The 17,300-nt window shown below is 64.7% G+C and carries 7 protein-coding genes and 1 pseudogene; 6 read left to right on the top strand and 2 right to left on the bottom strand.

Annotated features, from left to right (window positions below; genetic code table 11):
* Position 1: 1 nt before the first annotated feature.
* On the bottom strand, positions 2 to 2,356 hold the full coding sequence (locus NDY25_RS04385) for a GH92 family glycosyl hydrolase (RefSeq protein WP_256627796.1): 2,355 nt from the start codon (positions 2,354 to 2,356) through the stop codon (positions 2 to 4).
* Positions 2,357 to 2,529: 173 nt separating this feature from the next.
* Between NDY25_RS04385 and NDY25_RS04380 the strand changes: the two genes are divergently transcribed.
* The 3 genes from NDY25_RS04380 to NDY25_RS04370 all read left to right on the top strand — a co-directional run bounded on the left by NDY25_RS04380 (position 2,530) and on the right by NDY25_RS04370 (position 5,384).
* Positions 2,530 to 3,159 carry an alpha-ketoglutarate-dependent dioxygenase AlkB gene (locus NDY25_RS04380; protein ID WP_168957997.1) on the top strand — a complete coding sequence of 210 codons (630 nt, stop codon included), beginning with the start codon at positions 2,530 to 2,532 and terminating at the stop codon, positions 3,157 to 3,159.
* A 213-nt stretch (positions 3,160 to 3,372) separates the two neighbouring features.
* Complete coding sequence (locus NDY25_RS04375; protein ID WP_168957996.1) at positions 3,373 to 5,082, top strand: FAD-dependent oxidoreductase; 1,710 nt, start codon at positions 3,373 to 3,375, stop codon at positions 5,080 to 5,082.
* Positions 5,079 to 5,384: a UBP-type zinc finger domain-containing protein gene (locus NDY25_RS04370; protein WP_168957995.1), complete on the top strand. Its 306-nt coding sequence runs from the start codon at positions 5,079 to 5,081 to the stop codon at positions 5,382 to 5,384. Before NDY25_RS04375 ends, NDY25_RS04370 begins: the two co-directional genes overlap by 4 nt.
* A 208-nt stretch (positions 5,385 to 5,592) precedes the next feature.
* Here the strand turns inward: NDY25_RS04370 and NDY25_RS04365 are convergent, their stop codons facing one another.
* A complete protein-coding gene (locus tag NDY25_RS04365; protein WP_168957994.1) occupies positions 5,593 to 6,339 on the bottom strand; it encodes an EAL domain-containing protein in 747 nt (248 codons plus the stop codon).
* Positions 6,340 to 6,485: 146 nt separating this feature from the next.
* Here NDY25_RS04365 and NDY25_RS04360 point away from each other — a divergent pair, with 146 nt between their 5' ends.
* From NDY25_RS04360 to NDY25_RS22910, 3 genes and pseudogenes are all read left to right on the top strand, one after another.
* A complete protein-coding gene (locus NDY25_RS04360; protein WP_168957993.1) occupies positions 6,486 to 7,124 on the top strand; it encodes an HD domain-containing protein in 639 nt (212 codons plus the stop codon).
* Positions 7,125 to 7,833: 709 nt separating this feature from the next.
* Positions 7,834 to 10,410, top strand: coding sequence for an excinuclease ABC subunit UvrA (locus NDY25_RS04355; RefSeq protein WP_168957992.1), 2,577 nt, complete (start codon positions 7,834 to 7,836; stop codon positions 10,408 to 10,410).
* Positions 10,411 to 10,941: 531 nt separating this feature from the next.
* Positions 10,942 to 17,091, top strand: a pseudogene (locus tag NDY25_RS22910) (transducer protein car).
* The last annotated feature ends 209 nt before the right edge of the window (positions 17,092 to 17,300 follow it).

Here is a 17,300-nt window from a genome sequence, read left to right as displayed (position 1 = left end):
CTCAGTGCGTCTGGATGGACATCGAATACGGCCGCTGCGCCGGGTCGGTGGCCCATTGCGTGTTCGGCGTGGCCTGCATGCGGAAGCGCAATTCGCCGCCGGCTTGAATCTGCTCGTGGGTTAGGTAGGCGCGGGTCAGCGGTTGGCCGTTGAGGGTGACGCTGCCGATATAGGCGCGCGCAGTGCTCAATCCCTCGGCGATCACGCTGAAGCGCTTGCCGTTGGGCAGGTTGAGCGTGACGCGCGGCAGGAACGGGCGGCCGATGATGTATTGGTTGCTGCCCGGTGCGACGGGATAAAAACCCAACGTGGTGAACACGTACCACGCCGACATCTGGCCGAGGTCGTCGTTGCCGGCCAGGCCTTCGGGGCCGGCGTGGTACTGGGTGTCCATGATCTGGCTCAGCCGCGCCTGGGTGCGCCAGGGCTGGCTGGCGTAGGCGTACAGATAGGCGACATGGTGGCTGGGCTCGTTGCCGTGCGCGTACCAGCCGATCAGGCCGGTGATGTCTTCCATGTGCTCGAACACCTTTGGGTCGACTTTGGCATCGAACACCGCATCCAGACGTGCCAGCAGTTTGTCGTCGCCGCCATGCGCGGCCGCAAGCCCGGCGACGTCCTGCGGCACGTACCACGAGTACTGCCAGGCATTGCCTTCGGTGTAGTCGCTGCCATAGCCGCTGGCGGATGGATCGAACGGTTCGCGGAAGTTGCCGGCGCGGGTCCGCGCGCGCATGTAGCCGGTAGCGGGATCGAAGGCGTGTTTCCAGTTGCTGGCGCGCTTGCTGAATTCTGCGGCGATGGCGGGCTTGCCGAGCTTGTCGGCCATGCGCGCGATGGTCCAGTCGTCGAAGGCGTATTCCAGCGTCTTGGAGGCGGCTTCGCCTTCTTCGTCGATGGGCACATAGCCCAGCTCGCGGTATTGCGCGATGCCGTCGTAGGGGCCGTAGTTGGCGCTGGCGACCATGGCCTCCAACGCTTCGTTGGCATCGAAGCCGCCGATGCCTTTCATGTAGGCGTCGGCAATCACCGGCACCGCGTGGTAGCCGATCATGCACCAGGTTTCCAGGCCGTGGAACGCCCAGACGGGGAGGATGCCGTAAGCGCTTTCGCGGCGCGATGCGAGCAGTGAATTGACCACATCGCTAGTGCGTTGCGGCGGCTGCACCAGGGTGAGCAGCGGATGCAGGGCGCGGTAGGTGTCCCACAGCGAGAAAGTGGAGTAGTTGGTCCAGCCCTTGGCCTGATGCACGGCATTGTCCGGCCCGCGGTACTGGCCATCGCTGTCCATGAACAACGTGGGCCCGAGCAGCGTGTGATACAGCGCGGTATAGAGCTGGGTGCGTTGTTGCGGCGTGCCTTGCGCATCGATCGCCGACAGCGCCTGCGTCCATTGCGCGCGCGCATCGGCGCGCACACGGTCGAAATCGAAGTCGGGTACTTCGGCCTGCAGATTGGCGATGGCGCCAGCTTCGCTGACCGGCGAGAGCGCGACCTTGACCACCAGCGGGGTGCCGTCGTTGGCGACATCGAACACGCCCACCAGTTGGCGGCCCTCGATCTGTGCGCGCTGTGCGGGGTTCTTCTCGCCCGGCGGCGGAAAGCCCTTGTACGGGATGTCCTGCTCGGTGTCGTGCAGTTGGGTAGCGGTGAGTGGGCGCGAAAAACGCATGGCGAAATACAACTGCCGGCCTGGCGCCCAGCCGCGGGTTTGGCGAAAGCCGGTGACGGTGCCATCGCCGCGCACGCGTAGCCGCGACCACTGCACCTTGCCCGGGTAGTCGTACAGGCTGGTGCGCAGGTCCACCAGCACGTGTGCCGGTGTGTCCTTGGGGAAGGTGTAGCGATGCACACCCACGCGCGCACTGGCGGTGAGTTCGGCGCGGATGTTGCGGTCTTTCAATGTCACCGCGTAATACCCGGGCTGGGCCTGCTCGCTGGCATGGTCGAACTGCGCGGTGTAGCCGCTGCCGGGTGTGGCGACATCGCCGCGTTCGAGTTTGACCTCGCCGGTTTGCGGCATCAGCAAGATATCGCCCAGGTCCGAATGCCCGGAGCCGGAAAAATGCTTATGCGAGAAACCGACAATCGTGCTGTCGCTATGCCGGTAACCGGCGGCCCAGCCGTAGGCTTCCTTGCGCGGTTTGATCTGCGTGTCCGGGCTCAGCTGCACCATGCCGAACGGCACCGTGGCGCCAGGATAGGTGTGGCCTTCGCCACCGGTGCCGATGAAGGGATCCACCGGCTGGAAGCCGGCGTCTGCAACGCGTGGCGCAGCGACGCCGGCAGACGTGGCGAGGGCGGCAAACAGCGCCAGCCAGCGCAGAGGAGACAAGGCGATCGACCGATGCTGCATGCGGAAGGTTCCAGGCGGATGCAGCGCCGGACCGTAGCACAGCTGTCGGGCTTGATCGCGTGGCATCGTGCGCCTGCATCGTTGAGCTCGCTGGTTTGTACGCAAAGCGTTTGCCAAAGAAAAACTCAAGGCCGTGCTGCTGAAATCGCGCAGACCGTCCGCATATCACGCAGATGGATCTGTTCGACGCTTCTTCCATGCCCTTGCAGGTGCTGCACGATGCCGAGGGCGGTGTGCGCTATTGGCCGCAGCTGCTGACGCCTTCGCTGGCACAGGAATGCTTCGCTGCATTGCGTGAGGCAACCGACTGGCGCAGCCAACACCGCGAGATGTACGACCGCATCGTCGCGGTGCCGCGCATGCTCGCCTCGTATCGGCTGGATGCACCGCTGCCGCCCGGGTTGCCATTGCACGCGCTGCTCGCGGCAGTGCAGGCCGTGCTGCCCGCGCCGTACAACGCAGTGGGCTTGAATCTGTATCGCGATGGCCGCGACAGCGTGGCAATGCATCACGACAAACTACAAACGCTGCTGGCGCCGCACCCGATTGCCTTGATCTCGTTGGGCGCGCCGCGCCGGATGCAGTTGCGGGTAAAAGACGGCAGCACGCGTGCGATGGGTGTGGACCTGGCGCCCGGGAGCCTGCTGGCAATGAGCCATGCCTCGCAAGTCACCCACGAACACGGCATTCCCAAGACGGCCCGTGCGGTAGGCGAGCGCATCAGTGTGGTGTTTCGTGTGCGCCCGGCCGAGCGCATGGCTGCCGGGCAGCACGGCCCACATTGGGAGCAGGCGCAGAGATAGTGCGCACGGTTGCGGTTGATTGCTGCGTTGAGTTCGGTAGCACGCCGCTGGCCCGGTTCCTCCGCAAACGCTGCACATGTCCTTGCACAGCAGCAGCTTTTGTTCGCGTGCCCGTGTGCTGCGTGTCATCGCCGGTCTTGCGCATTCGGGTGATTGCCATCGCCCTCACGGCTGGCCATGCTTGCGTGCAGTCCCCCTCAGCGTCGCCATCCCATGTCCCTGGCCGATACCCGCCACCATCAGATGTTTCCCGAGCTGGACTCGGGCCAATTGGCGATCACGCGGCGTTTTGCCAGCGGGCCGGCACAGCGTTTCGATGCGGGCGAGACCGTGTTCGAGGTCGGCGATGCGCATGCGCCGGTGTGGGTGGTGCTGCAAGGCGCCATCGAGGTGGTGCGCCGCGACGGGTTGGGCAACGAAAAGCCCATCACCTTGCATACGCCCGGCCAGTTCACCGGTGAGGTCAGCCAACTGGCCGGGCGCGCGTCGCTGGCCGGCGGACGCGCCGGGCCGGAAGGTTGCCTGGCATTGCCCTTCGACACCGCACATTTGCGCGCCTTATTGATCAGCTCGGCGGAAGTGGGCGAGGTGGTGATGCGCGCGTTGATCCTGCGCCGCGTGGGTTTGATCGAAGGCGATGCCTCGGGGTCGGTGTTGATCGGCGAGCCGGACGACCCGCATCTGACCCGTTTGCAGGGCTTTTTGACCCGCAATGGCTACCCGAACACGGTGATGGATGTCTCCGATGAGGAAGGCCGCGCGTTGGTCGAGCGGTTGGGCATCCAGGAACACGATTTGCCGGTGATGGTGTGCCCCAGCGGCCGCGTGTTGCGCCAGCCCAGCGATACCGAAGCCGCGCATTGCCTGGGCATGACCCCGGAGATCGACCCGGACAAGCGCTACGACGTGGCGATTGTCGGCGCCGGGCCGGCCGGTCTGGCCACCGCGGTGTATGCCGCCTCCGAAGGCCTGTCGGTGATGGTGCTGGACCAGCGTGCCATCGGCGGGCAGGCCGGTGCCTCGGCACGCATCGAAAATTATCTGGGTTTTCCAACCGGGATTTCCGGCCAGGCCCTGGCCGGGCGCGCCTATAACCAGGCGCTGAAATTCGGCGCCGAACTGGCGATCCCGATCGAGGCCGGCACGCTGGAATGCGGGCGCGAAGACGGTGCGCTGAAGCTGGATCTTGCCGATGGCAAACAGCTGCTGGCCAGCACCGTGGTGATCGCCTCGGGTGCGCGTTACCGGCGCCCGGAGATCGAAGGGCTGGACCGTTTCGAAGGCCACGGGGTGTCGTACTGGGCCTCGCCGGTGGAAGCGCGGCTGTGCGAGGGCGGGGTGGTGGCGCTGGTGGGCGGTGGCAATTCGGCCGGCCAGGCGGTGGCGTTTCTGGCACCGCGGGTGAAGCAATTGCACCTGATCATTCGAGGCGAAGGCCTGGAATCGTCGATGTCGCAATACCTGATCGAACGCATCGCGGCGCTGCCGAATGTGCAGCTGCATACCGGCACCGAAGTGTCCGCACTGGAAGGCGACCCGGAGCGCGGTCTGCAGGCGGCGGTGTTGCGCACGCGCGCGGACGGGCAGACCACGCATGTGGAACTGCGGCATCTGTTTCTGTTCGTCGGTGCCGACCCCAACACCGGTTGGTTGCAGCAGTGCGTGGAGACCGATGCACGCGGATTCGTCATCACCGGCACCACGCGCGGCGATGGTGTGCCGGCGTGCCTGCCGCTGGAAACCAATCGCCCGGGCGTGTTCGCCATCGGCGATGTGCGCGCCGGCTCGGTCAAGCGTGTGGCGGCCGCAGTGGGCGAGGGCGCTGCAGTGGTGGCGCAGATTCACCAGTACCTTGCGCACCAGGCCAACCCGGTGCCCGAGTCCGAACTTGCCACTGCCACCCAGGAGTCCGCCACATCATGAGTGATCCATGCACGCATACCGGGCAGATTGCCGGCGTCACGCCGAGCGCGCGTGGCTGCGAAGACTGCCTGGCAATCGACAGCCCCTGGGTGCATCTGCGCCTGTGCCGCAGTTGCGGCCATGTGGGCTGCTGCGATGATTCGCCGCACAAACACGCCACTGCGCATTACCGCGCCACACACCACCCCATCATCGAAGGCTACGACCCGCCCGAAGGGTGGGGCTGGTGCTATGTGGACGAGGTGGAAGTGGCGTTGCCGGATCAGACGCCGCAGCTGGGGCCGATTCCGCGGTATGTGTGATGGCGGCGCGGGGTATTGATCGGGGGCGTTGATGAGGGCTGGGGCGCCGCCGGGAATCGGGATTGGGGAATCGGGAATCGGGAATCGCAACGGCGGATTCCGTGCGTTTAATTTCTTTCCTGTTGGGACGTTGTGCGTTGCTGATTGCTAGTGGCACCCGCTGATGGGGTGCGTGCTGGTTCGCTTGCTTCACTCGCACACATGCGAATCACTCCGGCCAATGCACCTGCGGCAACACACCAATCTGCGGGCGGGCGAACAGATAGCCTTGTTGCAGGTGGATGCCCATATCGCGCAGGGCGCGGTATTCGTCGGGGTGTTCGATGCCTTCGGCAATCACCGCGATGCCGAGTTCTTCGCACATGCGGGTGGTGTGGCGGACGATGGTCTGGCGGCTGCGGTCGGCGTCGATGCCGCGCACCAACGCGATGTCCAGCTTGAGCAGATCCGGTTGGAAGTCTGCGAGCAGGCCGAGGCCGGAATAGCCGGCGCCGAAGTCGTCGATGGCGGTCTTCAGGCCGCGCGCTTGATAGGTGCGCATGATGTCGAGCAGATGCGCCGGCTCGGCCAGGTGTTCCTGTTCGCTGACCTCGAAGATGATGGCGTCCAGCGGCCAGCCGTATTGCTCGGTGGCCGAGAGCGTGGCGCGCAGGCAGTGCTCGGGGTTGTAGACCGCATTGGGCATGAAGTTGATCGACAACAAGGCCGGCAGCGCGGTCTGCGCGGCGCATTCGATCGCCTTGATGCGGCAGGCCTGATCGAAGGCGTAGCGGTTGCGCTCATCCACTGCGGCCAGGATGCTGCCGGCCGATTCGCCGTTGATGCCACGCACCAGCGCTTCGCCGGCATAGACCGTGCGGGTGGACACATCGACGATGGGCTGGAACGCCATGGTGATGGCGGTGGGGAAGTCCTGGCCATCGCGGCAGGCGTTGCAAACGGGAAGGGTCGGCATGGCTGAGCAATCGTGCGGCGTGGGGAAACTCTAGCCTTATCGACCGCAACAGCGTGTCATTGAGCCTGCACGCATCATCGCGGCGTCCTCACCCTGCGTCTGGGCGAGCTCGGCGATAATGCGCCATCGCTCGCATCGGACGCCCCATGACCGCTCTCACCGAACGTTACGCCCTGGCTGTGGATTACGCGCGCATCGCCCATGCCGGGCAGCTGCGCAAGGGCACGCAAATTCCGTATCTGAGCCATTTGCTGGGCGTGTCCACGCTGGTGCTGGAATGCGGCGGCGATGAGGAGCAGGCCATTGCCGGGCTGTTGCACGATGTGGTGGAAGACTGCGGCGGCGGCCATGAGGCCTCGATCCGCGCGCAGTTCGGCGATACCGTGGCCGACATCGTGATGGCGTGTACCGACGCCACTGCCGAAGACAAGGCCGAAGTGGACAACACCGAGCGCGCACGCAAACGCGATTGGCGCGAGCGCAAGTTGGCCTACCTGGACCACTTGCGCAAGACGCCGGAGCGCGCGCTATTGGTATCGGGCTGCGACAAGCTCTATAACGCGCGCACCATCGTGCAGGACCTGGAAAACCCCGCCGTGGGCCAGGACATCTTCAACGTGTTCACCGCCGGGCGCGAGGGCACGCTGTGGTACTACGGCGAGCTGGAAGCCATCTTTCGCACGCGCGATGCCGCCACTGCGCGGTTGTTCAGTGGCGTGGTGGCGCGCATGCAGGCATTGGCCGATACCGGCGAGCAGCCGGTGCCGGCGCATGCGTTGGGGTGATCGCGTTGTGGAGCGGCTGATTTGCGGGTTTGTTGCAGGGCCCTTGCCCGCCCACCGTCGCGGGACACGCCGCAAGTACGTCCTTGTAGCGTCATCGGCACGTTGGTTCGCGGCTGATCTGCGGGTTTGTTGCAGGGCCCTTGCCCGCCCACCATCGCGGGACACGCCGCAAGTAAGTCCTTGTAGTGTCATCGGCACGTTGGTTCGCGGCTGATCTGCGAGTTTGCTGCAGGGCCCTTGCCCGCCCACCATCGCGGGACACGCCGCAAGTACGTCCGTGTAGGCTCTTACGCGGCATCCATGCCGCGTAAGGTCCCGCGACGGTGGGCGGGCAAGGACCAGTGGAGATGGTCGGTATGCATGGTTGCAAGCAAGGCATGACATGCGCTGTCTAGATAACTGCGCGTCCGATCAGCTGCGCAACACAACGAGATCAACAGGCAGGCTTTCAACAAAGTAGCCGGCTCACTTTCTGGTGCGGTGTCCTCGCCGATTGCGGGACCGTGTGGCGGCATGGATGCCGCCACCGAGCTTACAAGGACGTACTTGCGGCGTGTCCCGCGAGCGGCGAGGGCACCGCGCCCTCGACCGACCAGGCTGTTGACTGTTGACCTAAAGCAATCGACTGCACCTAAACGATGCGACGACGACATCGGCTGCATGCGCGCCGCGCTAGGCTAGTGCGTTGTCGAACGTCGGTCTGGTGGTCATGTCCAACGCAATCTCGTCGTCCTCTGGCCTGGTGCGTGTGCGCGGTGCGCGCGAGCACAACCTCAAGAACGTGGACGTGGACATCCCGCGCGATGCGCTGGTGGTGTTCACCGGAGTGTCCGGCTCGGGCAAGTCGTCGCTGGCGTTCGGCACCATTTTTGCCGAGGCGCAACGTCGCTATCTGGATTCCATTTCGCCGTATGCGCGGCGCCTGATCGACCAGGTTGGCGTGCCGGAAGTGGATTCCATCGAAGGCCTGCCGCCGGCAGTGGCCTTGCAGCAGGCGCGCGGCGCACCGAGTGCGCGCTCGTCGGTGGGCAGCGTCACCACCATCTCCAATTCCTTGCGCATGCTGTATTCGCGTGCAGGCACGTATCCGCCGGGGCAGGAGATCATCTATGCGGACGGATTTTCGCCCAATACCCCCGCCGGTGCATGCCCCACCTGTCATGGCCTGGGGCGCATCTACGACGCCACCGAAGCGACCATGGTGCTGGATCGCACACTGAGCATCCGCGATCGCGCAGTGGCCGCCTGGCCCGGTGCCTGGCATGGACAGAACCAGCGCGATATCCTCACCACGCTGGGCCACGACGTCGACGTGCCGTGGCACACGCTGCCGAAGAAAACCCGCGACTGGATTCTCTACACCGACGAGCAACCGGTGGTGCCGGTGTATGCCGGCTACAGCCTGGACGAGGTCAAGCGCGCGCTGCGCCGCAAGGAAGAACCCAGTTACATGGGCACCTTCACCAGTGCGCGGCGCTATGTGCTGCACACCTTCGCCACCACCCAAAGCGCGCAGATGAAAAAGCGCGTGGCGCAGTATCTGATCAGCACGCAGTGCCCGCAGTGCGATGGCAAGCGGCTACGGCGCGAGGCGTTGTCGGTGACCTTTGCTGGGCTGGATATCGGCGAGCTGTCGCGCAGGCCACTGGATGAAGTGGCCGAGTTGTTGCGCCCGGCTGCCGAGGGCGATGCTGGCAAGCGCAAGCGGAATAACGCGCGCACGCAGGCCGACACACATCCCGAGCAAGCGATCGCCGCGCAACGCATCGCTGCCGATCTACGCGCGCGGATCGCCGTGGTGCAGGCACTGGGCCTGGGCTATCTCAGCCTGGAGCGCAGCACGCCCACGCTGTCGCCAGGCGAGCTGCAACGGCTGCGGCTGGCCACGCAGATCCGCTCGCAATTGTTCGGCGTGGTGTATGTGATGGACGAGCCCTCGGCAGGCCTGCATCCGGCCGATGCGCAGGCATTGCTGGGTGCGCTGGATCAGCTCAAGGCTGCGGGTAATTCGGTTTTCGTGGTCGAACACGAGGTGGATGTGATCCGCCATGCCGACTGGATCGTGGACGTGGGCCCGGCTGCCGGCGTGCATGGCGGGCAGGTGCTCTACAGCGGCCCGCCTGCGGGACTGGAACAGGTGGACGCCTCGTCCACGCGGCGCTATCTGTTCGGCACGCCGCCGCAGGTGCACAGCCATGCGCGCGCAGCCACCGGGTGGCTGCAGTTGCGCGGCATCACCCGCAACAATGTGCGCGCACTGGATGTGGACTTGCCGCTGGGCGTGTTCACCACCGTCACCGGCGTGTCCGGCTCGGGCAAGTCGTCGTTGGTGAGCCAGGCGCTGGTGGAATTGCTGGCCGCCCATCTTGGGCAAACGCAGGCAGAGGAAGACGAGGCGCTGGATCCGCTGGAGCGTGGCACGCAGGTGCCGCTGGGTGGCGCAATCGTCGGTGGACTCGAACAGGTGCGTCGTCTGGTGCGCGTAGACCAAAAACCGATCGGCCGCACACCGCGTTCGAATCTGGCCACTTACACCGGCTTATTCGATCCGGTACGCAAGCTATTCGCCGCCACGCCAGCCGCGCGTCGCCGCCGTTACGACCCGGGGCAGTTTTCGTTCAATGTCGCCAAGGGCCGCTGCGCCACCTGCGAAGGCGAAGGCTCGGTGCACGTGGAATTGCTGTTCATGCCCAGCGTCTACGCACCGTGCCCCACCTGTCATGGCACGCGCTACAACGCCAAGACCCTGGAGATCGAACTGCGTGGTCACAGCATCGCGCAGGTGTTGGAAATGACGGTGGACCAAGCCGCCACATTCTTTGCCGAAGACGCCAGCGTGCTGCGTCCGTTGCAGGTGTTGCGCGAAGTAGGACTGGGCTATCTGCGTCTCGGCCAGCCGGCCACCGAACTCTCCGGTGGCGAGGCGCAGCGCATCAAGCTGGCCACCGAACTGCAACGCGCGCAGCGGCGCGACACCGTCTATGTGCTGGACGAGCCGACCACCGGCTTGCATCCGGCCGACGTGGACACCTTGATGCGCCAGCTGCAAGGCCTGGTGGTGGCGGGCAATACGGTGATCGTGGTCGAACACGATATGCGCGTGGCCGCCAGCAGCGACTGGGTGCTGGACATGGGGCCGGGCGCGGGTGGTGCGGGCGGCAATGTTGTGGTGGCGGGTACACCTGATGTGGTTGCACGGCATCGCGGCAGCCGGACTGCTCCCTTTCTCGGGGCGCTGATCTGTTTAATGATAGATGTCGCAGTTGGACGACAACGCGCTGTCTAAGTGTCAAGAAGGTTCGCCAGCTCGCGCAGAGTTTCGCATGTGCATTTCCGCACCGACATAATCGAACTAAAGTAATCGGGACTAACCCAAGCTGGGTGTCTAGGGTGCTTAGGACACTATGTGCCCGCGCGATGTGCCAACTCTTCTGGGAGGGAGACGGGTATGTGCTTGATTGTGGAAAATGCAACGGTGCCGGCGTCGGTCTGTATTGATCACGATGCTTATGTTTCGGCCAGCAGTGCGCGTGCAAACACCGCGCGCGATGGTCTAGATGGACCGCGCTGCGTGACTGTGCGCTCGGCTTGCGCAGCTGGGGACGTAAGCACTGCTTCGCCTCAGTGGTCGGATGCCTTGTGCACCTTCGGTATCGCAGCGGTTCGAATGCATTTCCAGCTAGCGATCGGACGCATGCATTTTCTGGCGTCGTGGATTCGCACGCCTGCCGCATAGGCGCGCGTGGGCGTTGCAGAGAATGCGAGATCGTCGTCAGTAGATGCCGATGCCTAGTATCCAGATCTTTGGGCTATTCAAATGACCTCACCGGATTCGATCACACGTTCGAGTCAGTCGCGACAAACGCCAACGCTGGAGCCTGCAGAACCAGCGACGGCTTCACCGCAGAGTAGGCCTGCACCCGAGACTGCGGCCGACATCCTGGGCGCCTTGCCTGCGCGGGCGGGGCGCAGGGCATCCAGTAAGACCGCCAATGCTGCGCTCCACGTGCAGAACGTTTCATCGCATGGTGGACGGCGGGCTCGCATGCATCTCGAGGGCGCGGCTGCCGCAGACGGCGATGTCATGAGCTTGATGGAGGCGTGTCTGGCACGTCGGCCCGTCGTTCACAGCGAATCCAATCTGGGTGGCGGTGGACGTCTGTTGCGCTACATGCCGGATCGTGACGACTCGCGCATGCCACGCAACGAGGCGTTCTTCACCACCATCCCCGGCTTGCTGATCGCAGCTCTTACCGTGCATCCGGCGGTCGAGCGCCGCATCGGTACTATGCCGACGGCCGACCAGGTCGCTAGTCAGCTCGCCGATCCGCCGATCGGCCAGCTGACCGGTATCTGGCAGGCTGCCGACGGGCAATGTTTCGCCCTGCGTGCCAACCAGCTGCATCGTGTGGAGGCGTCCGGGCACTGGGCAGCCGTACCGCTGCCACCGGCATGTGATGGGATTGCCCATCTCTGCATGCTTGGCCGGCAGGCCGATGGCGGTGTGTACGTCCGTGCAGGCGAGCTGTGCTGGCGTGCCGGCAACGAGCAGATGTCCATCGCGGTGGGCCCGACGCCCGAAGGCGCCGTGCTGCGGTTCGATGCGGACGGCAGGCCATGCATGCTTCATGCTGGCGTACTGCGCCGCTGCGATGACGATCAGCTCGGCCGGGTCGTGGAGCTGACGCGTCCGGTAGCTGGCGGCCCGGCCTTCGAGTCGACACCTGCGATGCCTGTGGATGTGTTGCCACTGGCGCATGCTGCTGCCTTGGTGCTTGATGACAAGGGACGTGTGTATGAAGCCGACATGCGCGGGAGCGGGCCAATTGTCGCGCGACGATTGACGTTGCCTCGCTCGATGGGCAGCGAGGAGGGCTGGGCGGTGACCTCCATGGGGTTGTCGACCGATCACAGCGTGCATCTTCTGCTCGAACACAGCGACGGCCGCCGCATCTCGCTGCAGCGGCCAGCAGGGCAAGCGCAGTTCCAGCCGGCGTTCATGCTGGATCGTCCGTTGTTGCTCATGCGCAGCGAGGGGCTGCAGATGCCTGCGGATGAGGCGATGCAGTCGCGGGTGGTGCTCGATGGGCACGCGCAACTGGGACATCTGGACGGCGTCCTGCATTACTCGCCTGCTCCGAACCAGCCATGGGAGCGGCTGACGCTTCCCGGCGGCGCGCCGTTGACCGGCGTTGTCTCCCTGCATAGCGGTCCGCGCGGTTTTGTCGATCGTCGTCCGGTGTTTGCACTGCTGGCCGCACCGTTCCGATTGGTCGAGCTCAAGCTTCCCGGGCGCACCACCTGGCTGGCTGCTCATGCGGCGCCCAGCACACCCTCGGGTGGGCCGCTCGCCGTGGTGCCGGACGTGGTGGAGGTGCGTTGCCTGCCGATCGCCCGCTTCGATGAAGACATCGCGCAGGCGGCGGTGCATGCAGACCGCAGCGCTGTGGTGATGGCCGCCTCGGGGCGATTGATCAAGGTCGATGCGGATCGAAGCAGCGGGGACATGCCCGCGCTGGAAGGCGTTGTCGCGATCGCGGTGGGATTGGATGATGCCTTGTACGCCTTGAGCCAACCCGGCGATGGATCTGCACACGTGCACCGTCTTTCGCACGACCATGACCGGTGGGAGGCTTTTCCGGTTACGTTGCCGCAGACCTCGCCACTCCCGAGTGCGCTGCGAACCACGCGTACCGGACAGCTGCAGTTACGGCTCGGCGCGCAGTGGCACACGGTGCTGCCAGCGATGACCGGTCCCGACGGGGCCCGCTTGCCTGCACGCGTGGCTGCGCATGCGTCGCCTGACGACGTGGCCGTTTCCGGCACCCAGTCTGGCTCCAATGCACGGGTCAATCGGCAGCAGGCAAGCCGTCTCAGGACACCGGACCACGATGCGGCGGTCAGCACCACGTTGCTGGGGACCACCTCCACCGATCCACTGAGCCTGCGCTCGAATGCACGGGTGCTCGTACAGGGCGGCCGCGCGCAGGCCGCTGCGCTCGTAAAGGTGCTCACGGACGTTGCCGGCGGCACTGCGCGTGCCGTGGCCGGGTGGACTGGCGTTGGATACGCGCCCACCACGCAGCAACGGCGGCTCGCCCGTTTCCGTACCGAGGCAGAGCGGGTCCTGTCCTCGGCGCTTGAGATGTTCGACACCTTGCCGGTACTGGCAGAGGCGCGTATTGCCGGTGCCGCAGGTCCGCACCAGCCTACCGCGCTGTCGCAGAGCCAGCACGAACGACTGACGACGCTGCGTAAAACAACCTTGGCTGGCTTGCTGCGCGATCTGCGCAAGATCGGGTTCCGTGAGGGCGTTCTGGCTGCCGATTTCTCCATGGCGGATGGCGGGTGCACCCAGCGCGCGAGTTCGACCGCAAGTTATCGCGCCGCCGAGCTTTGGCGGCGGGCGCGTTCGGCCGTGATGCGCACGACGGTACAGAACAGCGATGACATGTTGCCGCACTTGGATCGTTGCATCGCTGCGCTGGCCGGCGGTGCGTCGCTGCATCCGCAGGCGTTGACCGCTATGGAGCATGCACAACTGGCCGAATTGCGCGAGGTCAGTCATCGGCTCAAGGCTGCCGGGGTCAGATTGCCGATCCGAAATGGTCGCGCCACCGATGCGTCGAGTGATCCGCATGCCCTGCGCAGTGCATGCCTGCTCGCAGGTCTGATGGAGTACAACGCGTTGCTGGATGTCGATGATGCGGCGGCCTTGGAGGCTGCCGACGCAAGGCATCGGCAATCCGGGCTGCGAGCCCTGGCGAAGCTGGGTCTGTCGTCATGGCAGGAACTGGAGGCCTTCGACGATGTGGTGACCACTTTCCGCGAGGAAGTCGCCACCCCGGGGAGCGCGCGTCAGCTGCAATTGCTCAAGAGCATCGGCCTGTCGCCAGGCGCGGCCCCGGACGAAATGGCTGCGCGCATGATCGATGTGTTGCAGGACCTGTTCAATCGCAGCACGTTCTTCACAAGCAGAGCGCGCTCTGCCGAGCTGCGCGGCTCTCTCGGTTCTACGCAATGGATGGATATCAATCCGGTCAGCGTCGGCATGGGCGGCGAAGCCATCCACGCGCTGGGTGTCGAACGCATCGGCGACTCGAAGGACGGCGATGCGGGACTGGTTGCCTTCTTCGTTCGGCATGCCAAAGCAACCGCGTCAGGGACGGCAGGCATACGCATCGATCTGCGGCCTGGCCCAGGAACCGGCGCACATGTCTACGATGCGGATCCTGCACGGACCTTGTCGGCGACGTGGGGCGGTGCGGCAAATCTCAGCGCAGGCGGTACCTACCAACATGGCGTGGGCGCAGCCGTCATCCTCTCGCCATCGACGATTCCTGAGTTCGCCAGGCTGTTGTTTGATCGTCATGATGACGACACCACCAAGCTATTGCGTGCAGGCGTGAACGAGGGGGCGATCGGGCTGGATCTGTTCGAAACCAATGCCAATGCATCGCTCAACGTCAACCTGACCTGACAGCCGCTCGCGGTGCGGCATCCTTACGGTCCAAGACAGCCCGTCGCACCCAACGCCGCGCCAGACGCAGCCGGCACCGACAACCCGCGTAGCGCGGTCTCGGCCTCCTTGCCGTTCAGCATGACGGCGCAGGCCGGTGTGCAATGGAGCCAGATGGAGCTGCATCTGGACCATGCGTGGCAAGAGATCATCGGACTCGAGTTCCAGGGCCGCGTCGGCCTCACTGCCGAGGTCAGCAGCGGCATCAATCTCTCGGGCGCATTGACGTCGGTGCTTGGCCGAAATTTCGCACGGCTGGTCAATGCGGTTACCGGTGCCGGCAATCTGCAGTTGGCCGGTGTTCGAGTGGCCTCCAGCGACGTGCAACTGCCGACCGATGCGGCATTGGACGATACGCGCACCGGGCCTTTGCTGGGGACCGCCAGCTACAAGCGCACGCTTGACACGCAAGCCGCCCAGCCGATTGGCCCGCAGGCATGGAACGCGATGCGCAAACAGCTCGAAGAGATCATCCCGGAGAGCATGGCCGAACTTGATGGAATGCGATATCCGGCGACACCAGGCGAGCGACGGGAGGTATTGCTGACAGCAATCGAACGTATTCAGGGGGCGCAGGCGCGCGCGATCGAAGCTGGCGCCTTGCTGGAGGGTCCGGCGCTGGTGCAACAACGTGCGCGTGCCGAACAAGCCACCCTTGCCGAGGCGTCCTCGCTATGGAAGGGCGGCTCGCCCTCCGAGCGCGCGGCCATGGTCTACCTGCTGCACCAGTTGCGGCAAGAGGACGCTGCCGCCATCCAGCAACGTGCGCGCATCATTCCTGGCGCACGTGTGGAGATCAACATGTTCGGGCGCGAATCGCTCGACGCGGTGGTCAGCCATGCCATTGGTCATTACGCGTTGGGCGAGAAGATGCGCGACGTTGCGGAGATGCGTCTCAAGATTCCCGGGCTGGGCGAGGTATTGCAGAGGTTCAAGGATATTCCCAACGTGAATCAGGTTCGCTTCGTGTTCGAAATGCGGCCCCAGGCGATTGTCGCGATCAACGACGCGCTGGAGGTCAAGCAGCACGCGCAGGCTGCAACCGCACTGGGATTGCAGGAGCCCGCAGGTGCAATGGCCTGGCGTGATGCGCTCGTTGCCGCGCAGCGGTCGCCGGATCTCTACCGTCTGGCGGCTATCGCTGTGCACAATACCGACGAAAACCCGGTGACCAGTCGCGTCGGCCTGCCGCTGCTGAATGTGGCAGCTACGGCAGTGGCGTCGCACCAGCTGTTCGAGGCAGAGATCCAGTTCCGTTATGGGCTGTACGATCGTATCGAGGGCGCCGAAGTGCTCGAGGCAGGAGTACGTGCACTGCGACAGTCACTGGACCCCTTGCAGGTGGTGGGTGTTCAGGCGCTCGGGCAACGTCAGGGGGCGAACATTCCGTCATCCGTTCCGGCCTCGCCGCGCGGCGAACGGCCCAGGCTGAAGGAAGCGCGCGACCTAGAATTCGAACGCCATCTCCAGATGGGCGTCGTGCCGGTCGGCCCACACCTGCGCTCCTTGACGCGCGACCTGACACGGTTCGAGGAGCAGACCCAGCGCACCGTGGCACAGTATCTGGCACACGACGCTTTAGCAGATGCAGTGAGTGGCGCACAGGCCAATGTAGGCGAACGCATCAATCAATTGCTGGCCAGGCTTGCACCGGCAGACGACGGCGTGACCGAGGCGGCTATTACCGGATCAGGCCTGCGTCGTAGGCTCGCTTCGCTGCAGGCCTGTCGCGATGCTGTGCATCAGGCAACCGATGCGCTGAACAAGGCCTACGACGACTTCCGCACCCACATGGACGCCAGTCGCGCCGAGAACAGGGACATTACGGCGGTTCAACATGCGTTCGAATTTCTACAGCGCGCTGCTGAGTGCGATCACACGCTGGTGTCTGCAGTCGACGATCTCTTGCGTCGGACCGCAGAAATATATGAGGTGCAGGACCGAGAGCTCCGGGATATGGACGACAGGCTGGACGACTTGCTGCCGCGTCTCGATGGCCTGGGTCAGGCCTCTGATCTGGAGCGCAGGGCTTTTGAAGATGCCGAACAACGCCTTGTAGAGGTCCGAGGCGAAGCGCTGCAGGTATTGGACAGGCACGCTGGGGGGACGGACGCTGCAAAAGCGATTGATGCGGAGGGCAAGGCAGAGGCCATCAAGACACTTGAAGATGCGATGAAGAACGCCTTGCAGCAGATGGCTGCGACCCGTGATCGCATCGCAGAGCTCGTGTCGTTGAAAGATAGTCTTTGCGCCCGGCTGGCAGACGATGTCGGGGCGTTGCGCGACATCGACGAGCAGACACTTGCCGCGCGATCAGTCGTGACGCAGGCGCGTGATCTGGGCGCCGGTGCGCATGCCGCAATGGTGGCCATGCTGAAGGAATTGTCGGATGACGATGCCCCGGGCCAGGACGTCGCCGGCAGGCAGATCACCTCTGGCCAGGGGTAACCGACCACCCAGGCATCGTGCAGTTTCAATCAGCTGTGTCGCTCCGCAGCGCAATGTTGCTTTCGCATCATCAGGCATGGGACTTCAGGCCGCTTGTCCTACGCCGGGGGAGCATGCCTTGGCCGACGCCAATTGTCCGAGCCTCATTATCCGATACATCTGGGATCGCGCGAGCGGTGCGCTTCGTCGAGCCGATACGAAGTTGATCG

Source organism: Xanthomonas hortorum pv. pelargonii, from assembly GCF_024499015.1.
Taxonomy (GTDB): domain Bacteria; phylum Pseudomonadota; class Gammaproteobacteria; order Xanthomonadales; family Xanthomonadaceae; genus Xanthomonas; species Xanthomonas hortorum_B.
This window is presented reverse-complemented; position numbering and strand designations above follow the sequence as displayed.